We start from the raw sequence: 18,225 nt of genomic DNA, 5'->3' as shown, positions 1-18,225 counted from the left end.
TTTTAGTAATGTACATTTTTTAATTTGGAGTAATCTTAAGCGATAAAATAAGGACTGCACCCATCTAACTGAGTGCAGTTCATTAAATAGTTCCAGATACAATTTAAATAATCAATCCCACAATAATAGCTGTTAGGATACTTACGAGCGTAGCGCCGTACAACAACTTTAAACCAAATCGAGCAACGACATTCCCTTGCCTTTCATTCAAACCTTTTACAGCACCCGAAATAATCCCGATTGATGAAAAGTTGGCAAAAGATACGAGGAATACAGAAATAATACCTAATGTACGTTCACTCATGGACTCAGCAACATCGCCAAGATTAATCATAGCAACAAATTCGTTTGTTACTAATTTGGTTGCCATAATACCGCCAGCTGCCACAGCATCTGCCCATGGGATACCCATTAGGAAAGCGATTGGCGCAAAGATATAGCCTAATATTTCTTGGAAAGAGATGCCGATAATTATATCGAATAATGAATTGATTAAATCCATTAATGCTACGAAACCAATAAGCATCGCCCCAACAATGATGGCTACTTTAAAGCCATCCATAATATATTCACCAATCATTTGAAAGAACGCTTGCTTATGTTCATCTTCAATTGTTAAGATATCTTCTTTTTCATCTACAGTATATGGATTAATAATGGAAACAATAATAAATCCACCAAACAGGTTTAATACAATGGCCGTAACAACATACTTTGGCTCAATCATCGTCATATAAGCGCCAACTACTGACATCGAAACAGTCGACATAGCAGAAGCGCATAATGTATACATACGTTGTGGTGCAATCTTATCTAATTGCTTTTTAACAGTTATGAACACTTCGGATTGGCCTACCATAGCAGAGGCAACAGCATTATAGGATTCCAATTTCCCCATACCACTTACTTTACTTAAAAATAAACCTACCCATCTCATTAGAAAAGGAAGAATTTTGAAATGCTGCAAGATCCCAATCAGAACAGATATAAAGACGATTGGTAATAAAACGGCTAAAAAGAAGGGTGATTCTCCTTCATTTGCTAAGCCACCAAAAACAAATGATATACCTGCATTTGCATAGGACAATAAGTGATCAAACACTTTGGTGATTCCTTTGATTAGGACATAGCCGACCGTTGTATTAAGTAGTAAAGCTGCCAATAAAAATTGGATGATCAACATAATCACTATATATTTATATTTTATTTCTTTTTTGTTTTTACTCATTAATAAAGCTAAGGCAAAAACAAGTAACAATCCACAAAAGGATATTAAGTATCTCATAAGTTCCTCCATAAGTATCTGTGATATTTTGTCCTGATGTTCCAATTTCAGAAGAACAGCTAAAGATCTTAATTAGTCAGACGTCAGACAAACAATCTCACTATAACAGTTTTTTTGCTAGTTATTCAATAGATAATAGAAAAAAAGTATGCAACATGGCATACAAACAAATTCATTCTAAAAATGTAGGCTATTTCTTTAGGAGTTACTATTCATAAAAATACCCTCTTATTGTGTGAGGATTTTTTCTTTTTATGACCTTCATGTTAACGAAACTTTTTCGATTTTTTTGAAACCAACTAAGTTCCGATTACGACTATAGGGTGAATGTTTAGAGGAGGTGTTTAGATGAGTGAGCATTTGGTGGCCATTATGGAAGAACACGGAGAATATTGCTTACGAGTGGCTTATCTTTATGTAAAGGATTGGGCGATGGCAGAAGAAATAGTCCAGGATGTCTTTTTTTCTTATTATCGGCAGCAGGATCGCTTCGAACAAAGAGCATCTCTAAAGACCTATTTAGTTAAAATAACTGTACATAAAAGTCATGATTATTTGCGAAGCTGGAAAAATAAACGCCATCAACTGTTGGAAAAATTGCATATTGGTGCAAGTAAACGAACACCTGAAACGATGCTATTAGCACAGGATGAACGGACAACATTAACAAATGCTTTATTTGAATTACCTATTACTTATAGAGAAGTCGTCATCCTTTATTATTATCAGGAATTAAAGATTAGAGAAATTGCAGATATTCTTACATGTGCAGAAAATACAGTTAAAACCAGATTGCATCGAGCAAGGAAAATGTTACAGGAAAAATTAGCGAATAGTAAGTGGGAGGTGTTAATGAATGACAACTTTTAAAGAGAAATTGGATCAAGAACTTGGCGAAGCACCACGATTTACGAAATCCTTACAGGAGGATATTTTACGGCAAGTGCGGCAAACAAAAAAAACAAGACGCTGGTCTTACCCATTGATCATCATAGGCACGATTTTCATGTTTCTATTGATAATAGAAATCGGTCCATTGGGGCAGATAGAGCAAACGCAGCATGCTTCAATTGTTCAATTAGCACAGCAGCAATCTATAAAAAAATATACAATGATTTACAATTCAGATGAGGAGATCTTTAAGGCTGGTAGACCTGGGTGGGTCATTGGACAACGAGTAATGGAGCAAAGTTCAGAAAAGGAGTTATTACAACAACTATTACAGCAAGCTACAGTGACACAAATGAATGAGCGTATTTTTTTTAGATTACAACGTGATGTCTGGGTAGAGTTTGAAAAAGGTCAGGTTATGAAGCTGAAAATGTTCATAAACGAGGAGGATATCGGAATTGTTGATTATGACAGCAATTCATTTTATAAAGTAGATAATAAAGAGTTGGCCAAGGCTTATTTAGATCTTGCTCTCAAAGAAGATGCTAAATTTGGAATGTCAGGTTTAATCGTTATGCTAGTTTTTCTCATAGCTATCCAAATGCTTGTCGATAAACTAATGAGGAAAAAATTTACTATACCAAAGGAGTATGTCAATAGTCATCATAGACGTGCTGTTTGGGCTATTAAAATTTTGAATACCATGATGCTCATGGTGATCATAATTAAAGGGTGGATTTTATTTACTGTTATCATTGGAGGATATTTGGCTGTCAGCCTTTTCAGCTCTATTTTCATTGACTATTACTATGGTCGAGAGGAAAAAAGACATTATCTTTCCATTAGTTCGGCCATTGTTGGCTTGCTAGTACTAATCCTATTTTTATTTTATATCAGTTAAATAACTTATAAACCTGAACCCGAATAATATCGAGTTCAGGTATTTTTTTCAATTGTTTCAGTCTGAAGCATTAATTGATAAATACTTGAGATCATAAAGCTGGTAGCTAATCCGTAAAGCGTATTAAAGCTTAAACCAACACCAATTCCAATGATGATGGATAGTAGGATGACAAGCCAGCTATGCTTATGAATATGGCGATTCGTAAATAAAAGGATTAACAAAAACGGTAGCATGGTAATGTGCAGAAAGGCAAAAGAATAAATAACACCTAAAATCGTTAAATCGATAGATAAGAAACAGGTGAATAAAATAATCATCAGGCCAATCAAATAGAAATAATAGGGTCTTTTCGTCACAAAAAAACGTTTCGTTGCCCGCATGTCTACAAGCAAAGTTGTGACAATGGCTAATAGGACAATGACGAGAAAAGCAAATGTCAGAAAGCCTGGTTGTACTTCATATAAAAACGTAAAAATCAGTACTTGGAATTGGCCAAATGATCCGCTGTATAGGGCAATCATTAAAATTGCCGTAAATGATAGCGTTAATAACGCTAAAATTACACCTGAGGAAAACAGACTGCTACGTACTTTTTTAGGTTTTATAAAGGCAATTAAATACCATGTTGATTTATCAAAAAATACTTGTCCTAAAACGGCTAGTTGAATAATGACATAGAACAGCAGAATTTCGCTATTTTTAAAATAAAATAAATAAGGGTGATATAAGCGAATACCCTCATATACGGTGCTTGCCCCATTTAGTACAAAGTAATAAATAGGGATAAAAATAAGTAATGAAAAAAGAGCAATAATAAATAAAATTTCAAACCATAGTATACTTTTCACTGACATGATGCGGTCAAGAAGTAAGATGCCGATTAAAAAGAAAAAAAGTGTAATAGGGACTGGAATATTTAACATAATTTCAGACAATACACTAATGCTTATTAATTGAATAAGCCAAAGTTCAATACCTGTTAGCAGGTAAAATAGACGTATAACCTTTAAATTCATTCCAGACAATTTACGCTGTATGGTAAAGAGCAAAAAGCTTTGTGTATGCTGATTTTGTGTGTAATCGCTCTTCTTCAGCAATGAACCAAGTATGATAAATGAAATAGCTGTTGCTAATGTATAACAAATGCCCGCCATAAAACCAAAAGAAATAAGGGCTGAAGGAGAGGATAATAATAAATTACCATTAATCCATCTAGCTAAAAGAATAATGACTCCTGCTGCTGTGCTTAAACTTGCAAATGGAACAAGCAATGAAAACTTCCTTAGCATACTAGTAAAGACCTTTACTCATTTTAGAGGATTTATATTGTCTTGGTGATTGATTATATTTTTTCTTAAACGCAACGCTAAAATAGTGCTGACTATTAAAACCACAGCTCTCAGCAATTGCAGACATACTTGTGTCTAGATTTTCATTGATTTTCTTTACAGCCATTTCTAGGCGATAATTATTAATGTATTCATTAATGCCAATAGACTGCTCCTCCAAAAATTTACGACTTAAATAGCTCGGATTTAAATGAATTTTTTCAGCAATAATATTGAGACTCAGTTTTTCATAATAGTTTTCATGAATATAGGAAAGTGCGCTTTGAATCGCATCATGGTTAGAACTCCACACCTTATATTTCTCCACAATAGCATCTAATTCACTTGCAATGACTGGTTTTGTAAGATAATCCTTTACCCCGATACGCAATGCTTGTTGGGCATATTCAAAGGTTTGATAAGCTGTTACCATGATGATGTCTACCTCATAAAGCGCTTTTAATTCCTTGCTCAACGTGATTCCATCTTTCCCAGGCATTTGAATATCCAAAAAGGCGATAGTCATACGGTGCTTCTTAGCTAATTGCAGAGCTTGTGAGGCATCTTGGGCAGTATGGAAGGTCCAATTTGGAAAATGTGGCTTTAATAAATAAATCATTTGCTCAAGCTCTAATGGCTCATCATCTGCGATTAAAATATTCATGGTGAGTTTCTCCTTTCTCCTTCCAATTGATAGAAAGCCTAAGCGGGAACATGGATGGTAACAGTGTAATGCTGTTCATTGTTTTGAATCGAGAATAAAATATTTTCGAGCCCATAAATGAGCTCAAGCCGTTTTCTAATATTTTCGAGCCCATAACCTTGCTGCAGTTCGTCTACTACCTGTTCAGTAGTCATTTCTATTTTTTCTAAAGGCTGTGTATTTTTAATTTCAATTAATAAGCTATTAGCCATTTTTTTGATTGTAATGGATAGCTCTGCAGGTCCTATATGCTTTTCAAAGCTATGTTTATAGGCATTTTCAATAATAGTCTGCAGAATAAAAGGTGGTATTTGGACGGATAGTGCTTCATCATCAACATATTTATTTACAGTCAAACGATGGCCAAATCGTAATTGTTGAATATTTAAATAACTATCGACAAATTGTACCTCGTTCTTTAACGCAATTAACACCTCATGATTATTGTATTTAAATTTAAAAAATGTTGCCAAAGCCTCAATGCCCGCAACCAAATCTTCCTTCCGATTGATGCGAGCTAGGCTTAATAATGAATTTAATGCATTAAAAAAGAAATGTGGCTGTATTTGCTGATTCAACTGGAGAATATTTGCTCTTTGTAAATCCTGCTCAAGCTCTAAATTTCTTTTTTCCTCCTCAAGGCTATCGATTTGCTTTTCGAAAATAAATATAAAAGTAAGCAGAAAAGCTCCAATAATTGGAGCAATTACACATAGGAGAATATATATGTTGAAGGTTTCTGGTTGTAACATAATGACCTCTCCGTTTATTTTATAAGTGTAAGATACATTAAACTAAATTTTCTGCGAAATGGCAAGCTACCTTATGAGTTGCAGTGATCGCTCGTAGTGCTGGTACTTCTGCTTTACATTTATCTGTTGCGAATGGGCAACGTGTGTGAAAGCTACAGCCAGTAGGGGGACTAAGAGGTGATGGTAAGTCACCTTTTAAAATTATACGCTCCTTCCGATGCTGCTTATCAATGACAGGTATAGAAGAAAACAGTGCTTTTGTATAAGGATGATGTGGCTGAGTAAAAAGGGTATGCTTATCAGCAATTTCTACGACCTTTCCAAGATACATCACCATAATACGGTCTGAAATATGTCGAACAACACTTAAATCGTGTGAGATAAATAAAAAGGTTAAATCTAAATCTCTTTGTAGTTGTTTTAGTAAATTTAGTATTTGAGCTTGAATGGAAACGTCTAGTGCAGAAACAGACTCATCACAAATAATAATTTTAGGATTAACAGCAAGGGCTCTGGCAATACCAATCCGTTGACGCTGACCACCAGAAAATTCATGTGGATAACGCTCTAAGTATTCAGGACGTAACCCAACAAGGGACATTAATTCAATCATGCGTGCTTCTTGTTGCTCAGGTGGTACAATTTTTTGAATAGACATGGCCTCTGTTAACATTTTACGAATCGTTCTTCGTGGGTTAAGGGATGCATAGGGATCTTGGAAAATAATTTGAATGTCCTTGCGTGCAGCACGAAGCTCTTTTTTGTTCATATTCACTAAATTTTTACCGAATAACAATACCTCTCCAGCAGTAGGCTCATCTAATCTTAAAATAGAACGACCAGTTGTTGATTTTCCACAGCCAGATTCTCCGACAATACTGAGCGTCTCACCAGGCATGATATCGAAAGACACCCCATCCACAGCTTTTACAACCTGCTGTGGACCGAAGAGCTTTTCTTTTTTTAAGAAAAAATGCTGCTTTAAATCATTTACTTGTAATAGTGGTTGTGTGTGTTGTGCTGTTGTCATACTGTCAGCTCCTTCAAAAGTGTTTCTCCTTGCCATTCATTACTGTACATCCAGCACCTTACCTTTTTTCCTTGCTCAACAGTCAAAAGCTCAGGCTGTTGTTCACGACATAAATCTGTAGCAAATGGGCAGCGTTCTGCATAACGGCAGCCAATTGGGTAATTATAGGGACTTGGAACAGTTCCGTGAATAGTAGATAATTCTTCTTGATCTTCGTATAGCTTAGGTAATGATTGAATTAATCCATTTGTATAAGGGTGTAGCGGCTTTTCAAAAAGACTTTCTGTTGTGCCTTCTTCTACAACCTGCCCCGCATACATAACAGCAATTTTATCGCAGATTTCTGCTACAACACCAAGGTCATGGGTAATGAAGATAATGCTCATGCCTAGTTGTTTTTGCAGGTTTTGAATAATATCAATAATTTGAGCTTGAATGGTTACATCTAGAGCAGTCGTTGGTTCGTCAGCAATTAACACATCTGGTGTACACGCTAGTGCCATGGCAATCATAATACGCTGTCGCATCCCACCACTTAACTGATAAGGTTCCTGCTTCGCTCTTTTTTCGGGTGCAGGAATCCCAACTAGGCGAATCATATCGACAGCCTTTTGCCATGCTTCTTTACGTGATAAGCCTTGGTGCAATCGAATGGATTCAGCAATTTGCTCTCCAACGGATAATACAGGATTTAAGCTTGTCATAGGCTCTTGGAAAATCATCGAGATTTTATTGCCCCGAATTTTACGTAGCTCTTCATCTGAGAGCTTCAAAATGTCTGTATTATTTAATAAAATTTCGCCATTGATGATTTTACCTGGGGGCGATGGTACTAAACGAAGTAATGACAGGGAAGTCATGGATTTCCCACAACCAGATTCACCAACAATGCCCAGTGTTTCTCCTTTTTGAAGAGTAAAGGATACCCCATCGACAGCTTTGGCAACCCCTTCACTCGAATAAAAATAGGTTTGTAAATTTTTGACTTCCAACACGGTTTCTTGTTTCATCCGTTTTTCCCCTCCTTAGTTTAAATCCATTCGTTTATTAAAGAATCGGTACATTATGTCTACAAAAAGATTTATGAAAACAAATATTAATGAGGCAACAAGAACGCCACCTTGTACGACTGGTATATCCCGTGTTCGAATGGCATCTACAATCATTCGTCCTAATCCGTTTACAGCGAAAACAGATTCAACTAAAACTGTTCCGCCAAGTAAACTACCAAACTGTAAGCCTACTACTGTAATAACTGGAATCAAGGCATTGCGTAATGCGTGCTTTAAAATGATGATGTATCCCTTTAAGCCTTTTGCTTTCGCTGTTCGTATATAGTCTTGGTTTACAACCTCTAACATACTAGAGCGAGTCATACGAGCGACGATGGCAGCTCCACCAGCACCAAGTGTGACAGCTGGTAGAATAATATGTTTGGCACTATCCCAGCCTGCTACAGGAAGCCAGTGTAACTGTACAGAGAATACATACATTAATAAAATTCCTAACCAGAAGCTTGGAAGGGAAATCCCTAATAAAGCGACAACCATTAATCCTACATCCATCAACGAATAAGGACGGATAGCGGAGATAATACCCGCAATAAGCCCCAGAACGATGGTGATTAAAATACTATAAAAGGCTAGCTCGATGGTAATTGGTAATCGGGAGGTAATTTCCTCGAATACTGGTTGATTATTTTTTAAAGAGTGACCCATATCTCCTTGAAGAAGGTTTTTAATATAGTCTGTATATTGAACTGCTAATGGTTTATTGAGCCCTAAATTTTCACGTAATTCGGCAACTGTTTCTTGAGAAGCCCCTTCCCCTGCTAAAATAATCGCTGGGTCTCCAGGAATCATCTGCATAATGAGAAAAACAACAAGCGTTACACCAAGTGTTACAGGAATAATTTGAGCTAGTCGTTTTAAGATAAATAATGTCATGTGTCTTCTCTCCTTTAATTTTTCATTCTTGGATCAAGTGCATCACGTAAACCGTCACCAAATAAGTTAAAGCCTAATACAAGTATAGAAATCATAATACCTGGGAATAGCGCCATATAAGGAGCAGTAAATAGGAAATCTCGTCCATTAGAAAGCATGGCACCCCATTCAGGCGATGGTGGCTGAGCACCTAAACCTAAGAATGATAGACCTGCTGCAGATAGAATAGCAGTTGCTAAGCGCATAGATGCTTGTACAATAATGGGAGATAAAATATTTGGGAAAATATGCTTAATTAAAATTGTCATATCATTTGCTCCAAGTGTTTTGACAGCATCGATATATTCTAATTTTTTAACTTCCATTGTGGAGCCACGTACAATACGAGCAAACATAGGAATAGAGAAAAACCCAACAGCAATTGTGACATTGATAAGGCTTGGCCCCAATGCACTGACAATCGCTAAAGCTAGCAAAATACCTGGGAAGGCAAGCATGATATCTAACATTCGACTAATAATAGAATCAACCCATCTGCCATAATAGCCAGCAATAAGACCTAAGAAAGTGCCGATTGTACCACCGAATAAAACAGCTGAAATACCAACACCAATTGATAAACGTGACCCATATAAAATTCGACTTAAAATATCTCGCCCTTTGTCATCTGTTCCCATTAGATGTTCAACGCTTGGTCCTTGTAATTTTTGATCTAATTGTACGTCGTAGGGATCGTAAGGGGCTAAAATGGGCCCGATAAGAAACATCAATATATATAGAAGTATGATGATGCCTCCTACGACAGCTGCTTTATTTTTTTTGATTTTGTTGAGGAAAGAAACAAGATTCTTTTTTCTAGATGCCTTGCGTGCATTCACTAAAACAGAACGATCGATAGTAGTTGTTACTTTATTCATATCGAAACTCCTTTTCTATTTGATTTGATTTCAATTTAGTGAAAAGCGTAAAGAATGTAAATATTTTATGGTCTATTAGTCAGAAAATTTAAAAAACACGTAAAAATATTAAAAAACAAGTGAATTTTATTTCTTTATAATTCGAAATGTAAGGAACAAATCACATAAGGAGGAAATGTTGATGAAGAAAATGAAGTTGTTTTTATTCATGGCACTAATGACTGTACTTATTCTGCAAGCATGCTCTACTGCTAGCAATAATAGTACAGAAGGTTCCAAAGAGGGATCAAAAAGCGTAGGAGGAGAATTAGTTGTTCTAAGAGCAGCAGATGCGACAAGTCTTGATCCTCACTTTATTACAGATATTCCATCAGCAAATATTATTCATGGCAAGGTATATGAAACACTTGTCGCTTTCGATAGAGATCGTAAAATTGTTCCATTACTTGCAAAAGAGTGGGAGCAAAAAGATGAAATCACTTGGACATTTACATTGAATGAAGGCATTAAATTCCATGATGGAGCAGATTTTAATGCAGAGGCTGTAAAAGCGACATTTGACCGAATTCTAGATCCTGCAACTGGATCACCACAGCGTGATAAATTATCTATGATTAGTGAAGTAGTGGTAGATGATGAATATGTTGTAACGTTGAAATTAAAAGAACCATATGCTCCGCTTCTATCTATTTTAGCAAGTCAAGAGGGTAGTATGATGAGCCCGAAAGCGATAGCTGAAGCAGCGGACGAATTAGCAACTCATCCAGTAGGGACAGGCCCATTTGTATTTGAAACTTGGAAATCTGGTCAAGAAATTACTTTAATTTCCAACAAAGACTATTGGGGAACTGTACCAAAAGTAGATAAAGTAACATTTAAAGTTGTACCAGAGGATTCTACTCGTCTAGCAATGATTGAAAGTGGAGAAGCACATATTGCTGAACAAGTACCTGTGACAGAGATTGATCGAATTGAAAATTCTTCAACGATGAATTTATTCCGTGCAGAAGGACTAGCAGTAGAATTTATCGGATTCAACGTAAAAGATACATTATTATCGGATGTAAAAGTACGTCAAGCTATTAGCTATGCTGTTGACCGTGAAGCAATTATTAGCGGTATTTATGATAATGTAGGGACACTTGCAAATTCTGCAATGAGTCCAAAAATTATTGGATATTCTAGTGAAACGAAACCGTATGACTATGATGTAGTGAAGGCAAAAGAATTGTTAAAAGAAGCTGGCGTTCAAGAGGGAACAAAAGTTAAATTACTGACAAGTGATCGTAAAGAGCGTATTAATATGGCGGAGGTTATTCAATCTCAATTAAAAGGAATCGGATTAGATGTTGATATTCAAGTAATGGAGTATGGTGCATTTATTTCTGAAATTACGAAAGAACAGCACCAAATCTTTATTAGTGGCTGGGGTAATGCAACGGGGGATGCTGATTATAACCAATACAATCTATTCCACACTGCTTCTATGGGACCTCCAGGAAACCATTTCTACTATTCAAATCCAGAAGTAGACAAGCTAATTGAGCAAGGGCGTTCTGAAGCAAACCAAGAGGCACGTAATGAAATCTACAAAAAAGCAATGCAAATCGAGTTAGACGAAGCTGTCTATATTCCAGTGCGTAACTATGAGCATTTAGCAGTCTACAGCAATGCTGTAAAAGGTTTTTGGTTAGATGCATCTAACTACACGATGATCAGTGGCGTTGAAATTGTAGAGTAAATAAATTTGGGGATAGACGGAAAATACCAATTGGGAGGAAACTATGAGTAAACTATTGCTGAAAAATGTGAGATTAGAAGAAGCATATGAGCGCGAAAATGAACACATTGTTGCTACTCGTACAGGTATTTATGATGTTCTAATCGAAGATGGGCATGTTCAACAAGTAGATAAGGATATAGTGGCTGATAAAGATGTAGAAGTAATAGATGCACAACAGCAACTATTAGTCCCTTCATTCCGAGAGATGCATATTCATATTGATAAAACGTATTTCGGCGGAGAATGGCAGGCACCAAGACCCATTACTAAAGGGATTTTAACACGCATTGAAGAGGAAAGAACACTACTACCTAAACAATTGCCGACAGCTGCTTATCGAGCTGAGGAAATGGTGAAGTGGCTCATTTCCCAAGGACACACACATATTCGTTCACATTGTAATGTTGACCCACAAATTGGGACAAAGCATATTGAAATTACAAAGCAGGTTTTAGCAAACTATCAAGATCAAATCACCTATGATATTGTAGCCTTTCCACAGCATGGCTTATTACGCTCCAATGTAGAGGGACTCGTCCGTGAGGCAATGGCAATGGGAGCAACGCTTGTTGGAGGCGTTGACCCATCCATTGTAGATCGCAATATCGAAAAGTCATTGCAAGCAACAATGGGTATTGCACAAGACTATAATGCAGGGATCGATATTCATATTCACACAGCGAACACCCTAGGCGAATTTGAATTTTATAAACTGATAGAGTTAACGAAACAAGCGAAAAAAGAAGGACAAGTCACAATTAGCCATGCGATGGCACTTGCTGATTTAGAACAGTCACGTTTAGAAAATTTAGTTCAAGCAATGGCTGAGGTACAAATGGATGTAACAACAACTGTACCAATTGATTTGAACCGTTCGACAATTCCAATCCCTTATCTTTATAACAATGGTGTAAAGGTATCAGTCGGACATGATAGCTTAACAGATCATTGGTCACCATATGGTACTGGTAATACGATTATGAAATTAAATGTCATGGCGGAGAGATTCCGTTTTATTGATGAATACTCATTAAGTCGAGCTTGGAAATACGCCTCTGGTGGTATCACACCCTTAAATGATGCTGGAGAACGTGTTTGGCCACAAGTTGGTGATAAAGCGAATATGCTGTTAGTGGATGGCGTGAGCACTGCCCATGTGATAGCAAGAAGATGCCCAATTACTACGGTCATTTCACAAGGCAAAATGATTCACCAACAGGATGTAGGAGAGTTGAAAGGAGAATTCAGATGAAGCACTGGCTTACAAATGTTCTACTTGAAACAGGAGAATATCTAAAGGAAAATGATACAGTTGGAACGAAAGTGGAGCTTTTTCACCTTGAAATTACAGATGGCTTCATTTCGCAAATTGTACCCGCAACAGACGCAATTGATTCTCCAAACGAAGTCACAGATATGAAAGGGAAGCTGCTATTACCTGCCTTTAAGGAAATGCATAATCATTTAGATAAAACATACTTATCTTTACCGTGGAAGGCTTGTGTGCCCGTAAAGAATTTAAAGGAACGACTTGAACGTGAAGCACAAGAGTTATCCGTTCTTGCTACAACAGGAAAACAACGTGCGGCTGCAATGATTGAAAAAATCCTTAAGAATGGTGCGAATCATATTCGTACACATGTCAATATTGATCCATACATTGGATTAAAAAATTTAGAAGGTGTTCTAGCGGCATTGGACGATTATAAAGATGTCGTGACATCCGACGTCATTGCCTTTCCACAGCATGGTCTATTAAGAGATGATGTCCCTAAATTATTGCGTGAAGCTTTACGCAATGGAGCGACGATGATTGGTGGCCTAGATCCAGCAGGCATCGATAACTCAATCGAGCCTTCTCTTTATGAAGTGATGGATATTGCACAGGAATTTAATGTTGATGTCGATATTCATTTACATGATGGTGGCCATGTTGGGTATTATACAATCGATAAATGGATAGATATCGTGGAGGATGCCAAATATCAGGGTAGAACGGCAATAAGTCATGCGTTTTCACTTGGTGATGTATCGATCATGGAACAGCATAAAATTGCAGATCGTTTAGCACAACAACAAGTAAAAATAATGTCAACGGTGCCATTTGATTTGCGACGATTAATTCCACCGATTGAATTACTAACAGAGCACGGCGTGGATGTCCATTTTGGTTGTGACGGCTTTTATGATTCTTGGAGTCCTAATGGCTCAGGAGATATTTTAGAAAAAGCGACTACTTTTGCAGATATTTCTCGTAAACTTGACGAACGCTCTATTCGACGAACATTAAAATATATTACAGGTGGTGTCACGCCATTAGATGCAAATGGTCAGAAGGTTTGGCCGAATGTGAAGGACGAAGCAAGTTTTGTATTCTTTGACGCAGTATCAAGCGCGGAAGTTATTGCACGTAAACCATCCAACCGAGTGGTTATGTCTAAAGGAAAGTTTATCAACTAAGCATAAATCTAAATCCCCCTTATTTAGATAACATAGCAAACTAGAAATTTTCTAGTTTGCTATACTTATGTTTTAATAGAAAAGATGAATAAAGGAAAGGAAAGTAGATTTGCCATTACTTATGTAGAAATCTCTTTATTTGCGGGTGCGATAAAATATGAAACAACTAATGATCTATATGATTTTATTTAGCTGTGTATTTTTTTGGGCCAGTAACTTCATTATTGGCTCTATTTTAATTGACCATTGGGATCCTTTAACGGTCGCCATTTTTAGGTTAATTGTCATTGTTCTCTTTTTAGGGGGGATTAGTTGGAAAGCAATTTGCCGAACAACATTTACAAGAAAGGATCTATTGTTATTGATTCTGGCAGGAATACTGGGCGTTTCCATTAATCACTATAGCTTTTATGCTAGTCTTCAGCACACTTCTCCTATCACTGCGGCTTTAATATTAGCCTGTGCACCGATTGTTACATCTCTACTGAATAAAATGATCTATCATGAATCACGTAACGGCATATTTTGGCTAGGTGCGGTACTTTCATTTGTTGGTGTTGGCCTCATCATTACAAAAGGGGCACTTATCACCATTTCAATCGGTGTGGGTGAAGTGTTGAGCTTAATTACAATGCTAAGCTTTGCTTTGTTTCTCATTATTGTCAATCATCTTAGTAAGAAAATGTCAGCCCAGTCGATTACGTTCTATACAAATTTAATAGGTTTACTAGTGCTCGTACCGTTTTCATTTACTATTTTGCCACAGACGAATTGGCAAGTTGCAATGCCCTACTGGTTTTTGCTCATTTTATCAGCGATTATTATTCACGGAGTAAGCAATTTAATGTGGAATCAAAAAATGAAGGAGGTCGGCTCAACAAATGCGTCGCTGTTGTTAAACTTTGAGCCAGCTATAGCTATGCTATTGAGTGCGGTATTTTTAAAACAATTCCCTACAAGTGTTCAATTATATGGCTCTTTATTAATTTTAGTAGGAATTTTACTGTGCATATATTATAAAGAAATTAAAGCAATTGTCCTTGTAAAAAAACAATGAATTAGCAAAAAAAGAGATGCTCATTTTTTGAGTACATCTCTTTTTTGCTGTTTCTGTAGCGAATTTAAAATAAATAGGTATGTTATTGGCAGAAAAGCAGTAATGGTCACGATACCATGCCATTGAAATAATGACCAAACAGGGCTTAGTATTGTACTTCCAGAGGCCACCCCAAGGTAATAAGCGACCAGATATAGACTAGAGGCGCTTCCTTTTTGGTAAAGAGCTAGCCGACTTACCAATGAGGAAGTTAATGCATGAGCAGTAAAAAAACCTAAACATGCTAGACAAAGTCCCATGACAATAATGAAAAGTGACTTGCTTAATGTAAAAAGTATTCCCACAGTTAATAAACAAACACCAAATGTTCGAATGGTGTGTAATCCAACTTTTCCTGCGAGTGCATTAGCAAAAGGCGAACCAATAATACCTAAACCATACGCTAAAAAAATAAAAGAAATGCTTTGTAAAGATAATAGAAAAGGAGGGGCTGTTAAGTAATAGGGAATAAATGACCAAACTCCAGTAAAGGATAATTGTAAAATAACTCCTAATCCAAAAAGCATCAATAAATGAGGGTTTTTCAAATGAAACCAAAAGCCTTGTAAATCCTGTTGAATCGTACGCTGTTGTACCGAAAAATTTTTGGATTTAGGTAGCATCCACCAGACAATTACCATAACGATGCATCCCATAATGGCTAATGAAACAAATGCCATTTTCCATGAAAAATATTCAGTGACATACCCCATCATGAGTCTACCAATTGTTCCGCCTAGTGCATTACAAGAAATATACAATGCAGTGGCAAAGCCCATTGATTGTTGATCAATTTCTTCGCTAAGATAGGCAAGTGCTGCTGCAGGTACACCTGCAATAGCAAAGCCCTGAATAAAGCGTAATAAAATAATAGTAGAAAAAGAATCAGTTAGTGGCATGAAAAAAAAAGGTATGACAGTAAAAACTATGGATAAATGAATGAACAAAACTCTTCCATAACGATCTGATAAAAAACCTAGCACGATTAATCCAAGAATTACTGATAGAGTAGTCATAGATACGGATAGACTTGCCACGGATACAGAAATATGAAATTGTTCTGTAAAGAAGGGGAGCAGGGGCTGAACAGAATACATTGCTGCAAATACAAAAACAGAAGCCCCGCCCAAACTAATGACAATTGTCCAAAAAGAGCGATCTCTTATTGAATAACCCTTTGTATTTATACCCATCTTAAAACCTTATTTCATTTGCTCTGGTAACCAGAGAGAAAGTTGTGGGATTAAGACAACAAGTGCTAAGAAGATAATCATTAAAATGATAAACGGTATAACGCCTTTTACCACTTCCCCAAGTTTTTCTTTTGCAATACCGCTAACCACGAAGAGATTCAATCCAACTGGTGGAGTGATCATTCCTAATTCCATATTAATCGTCATAATAATGGCAAAGTGGATTAAATTTATATCGAAGTGTGCAAGGATTGGTAATAAAATTGGTAAAGTAATTAGAATAATGGAGACGGCTTCTAAGAACATACCCATGATAAAGAACAAAATATTGACAACTATCATAAAAATCCACTTATTTAAATCACTTTCTGCAATCCATGCACCCACTTGCTGTGGTACTTGTGCATTTGTTAAATAGAGTCCAAATAACGAAGCGGCACCTATTATTAAGAAAATCATAGCGGTAATATTAATAGATTCTACTAATACTTCGCGGAAATCCTTTAGCTTCATTTCACGATAGATAAACAAGGATACAATAAGACCATAGAAAACAGCTATCACCGCTGATTCAGTTGGTGTCACAACTCCTGAATAGATTGTTCCTAAAATTAAAAAAGGTAAAAATGCTCCCCAAATGGCTTTTAAAGATTTACGCCCACGTTCTTCCCAAGAAGCTGGTTGATCTCCATTAAATCCATTGCGTTTCGCATAAACGATAGCAGCAATAATTAAGATTCCTGTTAAAGCTAATCCAGGAAGAACCCCAGCCATAAATAATTCACCAATTGATTGCTCTGAGGTGATACCATAAATAATTAATGGAACACTCGGTGGAATTAAAATGCCTAATGTACCACCTGCTGCCACAAGTCCCATCGAATAACGTTTTTTATAGCCTGCTGAAATCATTGCTGGGATCATAATAGAGCCGATTGCTGCTGCTGTGGCAGGTGAAGAGCCTGAAATAGCGGCAAAAATAGCACAGGCAACAATTGTAACAACTGCAAGACCACCTGGCAGGTGACCAATCCATGCACGTAAAGCTTCAATTAAATATTTGGATATCCCCCCCCGCGCCATTAATACGCCAGCCAGCACGAATCCTGGGATGGCCATCATAGGGAAGGAATCTAATGCAGTAAAAATGCGCTGTGGAATCATATTCATATTAAAATCTATTTGGAAGAACACTAGAATTGTTGATAGTGCTAAGCTAATAGCAACAGGTACTCGTAGAAATAATAGCAAAAAGAAACTAAGTAAGAGGATTAGCATATTCTTCATCCTTTCCTCGTAGAATATTAACTAATCGTTCTACGAATCTTAGTAAAAATAAAATACCTGAAAGAGGTAGGACTAAATATACAATCCACATTGGAATCCCGATATCAAGTGAAACCATACCAGATGTATAGCGATTTTCCACTAAAACAAAACCATAGTACGTGTAAATTAAGCAAAAGGCGATGCTCAAGCCTGTTGCTACTAAATCTAATAGACGTTTTTTCGATGGCTTTAATTTGTCATATAGAATATCCACCTGTATATGCTGATTGTGGCGAAGAGCTAAGCCAAATCCCAAAAATGTACCCCAAATTATAGAATAGCGTGCTAATTCCTCTACCCATGCTTGTGGTTCATTGAATATGTAGCGCATAATAACCCCGTAAAAAATGAGTACAACACCTGCTACGAAAAAAATTCCAGCAAGAATTTCTTCTAAGTAGCCCCATATTTTATAAACGGCCTTCATGTTGATGCCTCCTTTATTTAAAGTTAAAAACGGATGCTTTTATTCCCACTGTAAATGTTGCAGTTTGAAGTGAGCTTCTTAGCACCCGTTTGTAAGTAAGCGATATACTAATAAAATTATTGATATTGACGATAACTCACTACTACGGGCAACTTCCTAACAAAGAATACCCAAGAAATTG

The 18,225-nt window shown here is 36.6% G+C and carries 17 protein-coding genes; 6 read left to right on the top strand and 11 right to left on the bottom strand.

Annotated elements, in window-relative coordinates; genetic code table 11:
* Window positions 1-103: 103 nt before the first annotated feature.
* The gene (locus NY607_RS08175; protein ID WP_131521274.1) at window positions 104-1,285 is read right to left on the bottom strand and encodes a NupC/NupG family nucleoside CNT transporter; all 1,182 of its coding nucleotides are present in this window, start codon (window positions 1,283-1,285) and stop codon (window positions 104-106) included.
* Between the two features lie 348 nt (window positions 1,286-1,633).
* Here NY607_RS08175 and NY607_RS08170 point away from each other — a divergent pair, with 348 nt between their 5' ends.
* Both NY607_RS08170 and NY607_RS08165 read left to right on the top strand, forming a co-directional pair.
* Window positions 1,634-2,155: a sigma-70 family RNA polymerase sigma factor gene (locus tag NY607_RS08170; RefSeq protein ID WP_131521275.1), complete on the top strand. Its 522-nt coding sequence runs from the start codon at window positions 1,634-1,636 to the stop codon at window positions 2,153-2,155.
* Complete coding sequence (locus NY607_RS08165; protein WP_259419436.1) at window positions 2,142-3,077, top strand: DUF4181 domain-containing protein; 936 nt, start codon at window positions 2,142-2,144, stop codon at window positions 3,075-3,077. Before NY607_RS08170 ends, NY607_RS08165 begins: the two co-directional genes overlap by 14 nt.
* A gap of 35 nt (window positions 3,078-3,112) precedes the next feature.
* Here the strand turns inward: NY607_RS08165 and NY607_RS08160 are convergent, their stop codons facing one another.
* The 7 genes from NY607_RS08160 to NY607_RS08130 are packed head-to-tail and all read right to left on the bottom strand — an operon-like array spanning window position 3,113 to window position 9,756.
* Window positions 3,113-4,351, bottom strand: a complete 1,239-nt coding sequence (locus NY607_RS08160) for a permease (protein WP_259419435.1) — start codon at window positions 4,349-4,351, stop codon at window positions 3,113-3,115.
* Window positions 4,352-4,370: 19 nt separating this feature from the next.
* Window positions 4,371-5,072, bottom strand: coding sequence for a response regulator transcription factor (locus tag NY607_RS08155; RefSeq protein ID WP_131521278.1), 702 nt, complete (start codon window positions 5,070-5,072; stop codon window positions 4,371-4,373).
* Between the two features lie 38 nt (window positions 5,073-5,110).
* The gene (locus NY607_RS08150; protein ID WP_131521279.1) at window positions 5,111-5,863 is read right to left on the bottom strand and encodes a sensor histidine kinase; all 753 of its coding nucleotides are present in this window, start codon (window positions 5,861-5,863) and stop codon (window positions 5,111-5,113) included.
* 37 nt (window positions 5,864-5,900) lie between these two features.
* Window positions 5,901-6,893, bottom strand: a complete 993-nt coding sequence (locus tag NY607_RS08145) for an ABC transporter ATP-binding protein (RefSeq protein WP_259419434.1) — start codon at window positions 6,891-6,893, stop codon at window positions 5,901-5,903.
* Window positions 6,890-7,903, bottom strand: coding sequence for an ABC transporter ATP-binding protein (locus tag NY607_RS08140; RefSeq protein WP_259419433.1), 1,014 nt, complete (start codon window positions 7,901-7,903; stop codon window positions 6,890-6,892). The genes NY607_RS08145 and NY607_RS08140 overlap by 4 nt, the downstream gene beginning before the upstream one ends.
* Before the next feature lie 15 nt (window positions 7,904-7,918).
* Entirely contained in the window at window positions 7,919-8,839 is a 921-nt protein-coding gene (gene nikB / locus NY607_RS08135) for a nickel ABC transporter permease (protein WP_131521282.1), read from the bottom strand.
* 14 nt (window positions 8,840-8,853) lie between these two features.
* Window positions 8,854-9,756: an ABC transporter permease gene (locus tag NY607_RS08130; protein ID WP_131521283.1), complete on the bottom strand. Its 903-nt coding sequence runs from the start codon at window positions 9,754-9,756 to the stop codon at window positions 8,854-8,856.
* A 181-nt stretch (window positions 9,757-9,937) separates the two neighbouring features.
* Here NY607_RS08130 and NY607_RS08125 point away from each other — a divergent pair, with 181 nt between their 5' ends.
* From NY607_RS08125 to NY607_RS08110, 4 genes are all read left to right on the top strand, one after another.
* Entirely contained in the window at window positions 9,938-11,497 is a 1,560-nt protein-coding gene (locus NY607_RS08125; protein ID WP_131521284.1) for a glutathione ABC transporter substrate-binding protein, read from the top strand.
* Window positions 11,498-11,540: 43 nt separating this feature from the next.
* The gene (locus NY607_RS08120; RefSeq protein ID WP_131521285.1) at window positions 11,541-12,791 is read left to right on the top strand and encodes an amidohydrolase family protein; all 1,251 of its coding nucleotides are present in this window, start codon (window positions 11,541-11,543) and stop codon (window positions 12,789-12,791) included.
* Window positions 12,788-13,999, top strand: coding sequence for an amidohydrolase (locus NY607_RS08115; protein ID WP_131521286.1), 1,212 nt, complete (start codon window positions 12,788-12,790; stop codon window positions 13,997-13,999). The genes NY607_RS08120 and NY607_RS08115 overlap by 4 nt, the downstream gene beginning before the upstream one ends.
* A gap of 157 nt (window positions 14,000-14,156) precedes the next feature.
* On the top strand, window positions 14,157-15,056 hold the full coding sequence (locus NY607_RS08110; RefSeq protein WP_259419432.1) for a DMT family transporter: 900 nt from the start codon (window positions 14,157-14,159) through the stop codon (window positions 15,054-15,056).
* Window positions 15,057-15,076: 20 nt separating this feature from the next.
* Here the strand turns inward: NY607_RS08110 and NY607_RS08105 are convergent, their stop codons facing one another.
* Genes NY607_RS08105 through NY607_RS08095 form a run of 3 tightly spaced genes read right to left on the bottom strand, consistent with a single transcriptional unit; the run spans window position 15,077 to window position 18,044 of the window.
* The gene (locus tag NY607_RS08105; protein WP_259419431.1) at window positions 15,077-16,288 is read right to left on the bottom strand and encodes an MFS transporter; all 1,212 of its coding nucleotides are present in this window, start codon (window positions 16,286-16,288) and stop codon (window positions 15,077-15,079) included.
* Window positions 16,289-16,297: 9 nt separating this feature from the next.
* On the bottom strand, window positions 16,298-17,566 hold the full coding sequence (locus NY607_RS08100) for a TRAP transporter large permease (RefSeq protein ID WP_048391134.1): 1,269 nt from the start codon (window positions 17,564-17,566) through the stop codon (window positions 16,298-16,300).
* The gene (locus NY607_RS08095; RefSeq protein WP_048391136.1) at window positions 17,547-18,044 is read right to left on the bottom strand and encodes a TRAP transporter small permease; all 498 of its coding nucleotides are present in this window, start codon (window positions 18,042-18,044) and stop codon (window positions 17,547-17,549) included. The genes NY607_RS08100 and NY607_RS08095 overlap by 20 nt, the downstream gene beginning before the upstream one ends.
* Window positions 18,045-18,225 lie beyond the last annotated feature (181 nt).

The sequence above is a fragment of the Lysinibacillus sp. A4 genome (assembly GCF_024919535.1).
Lineage (GTDB): Bacteria > Bacillota > Bacilli > Bacillales_A > Planococcaceae > Lysinibacillus > Lysinibacillus capsici.
This window is presented reverse-complemented; position numbering and strand designations above follow the sequence as displayed.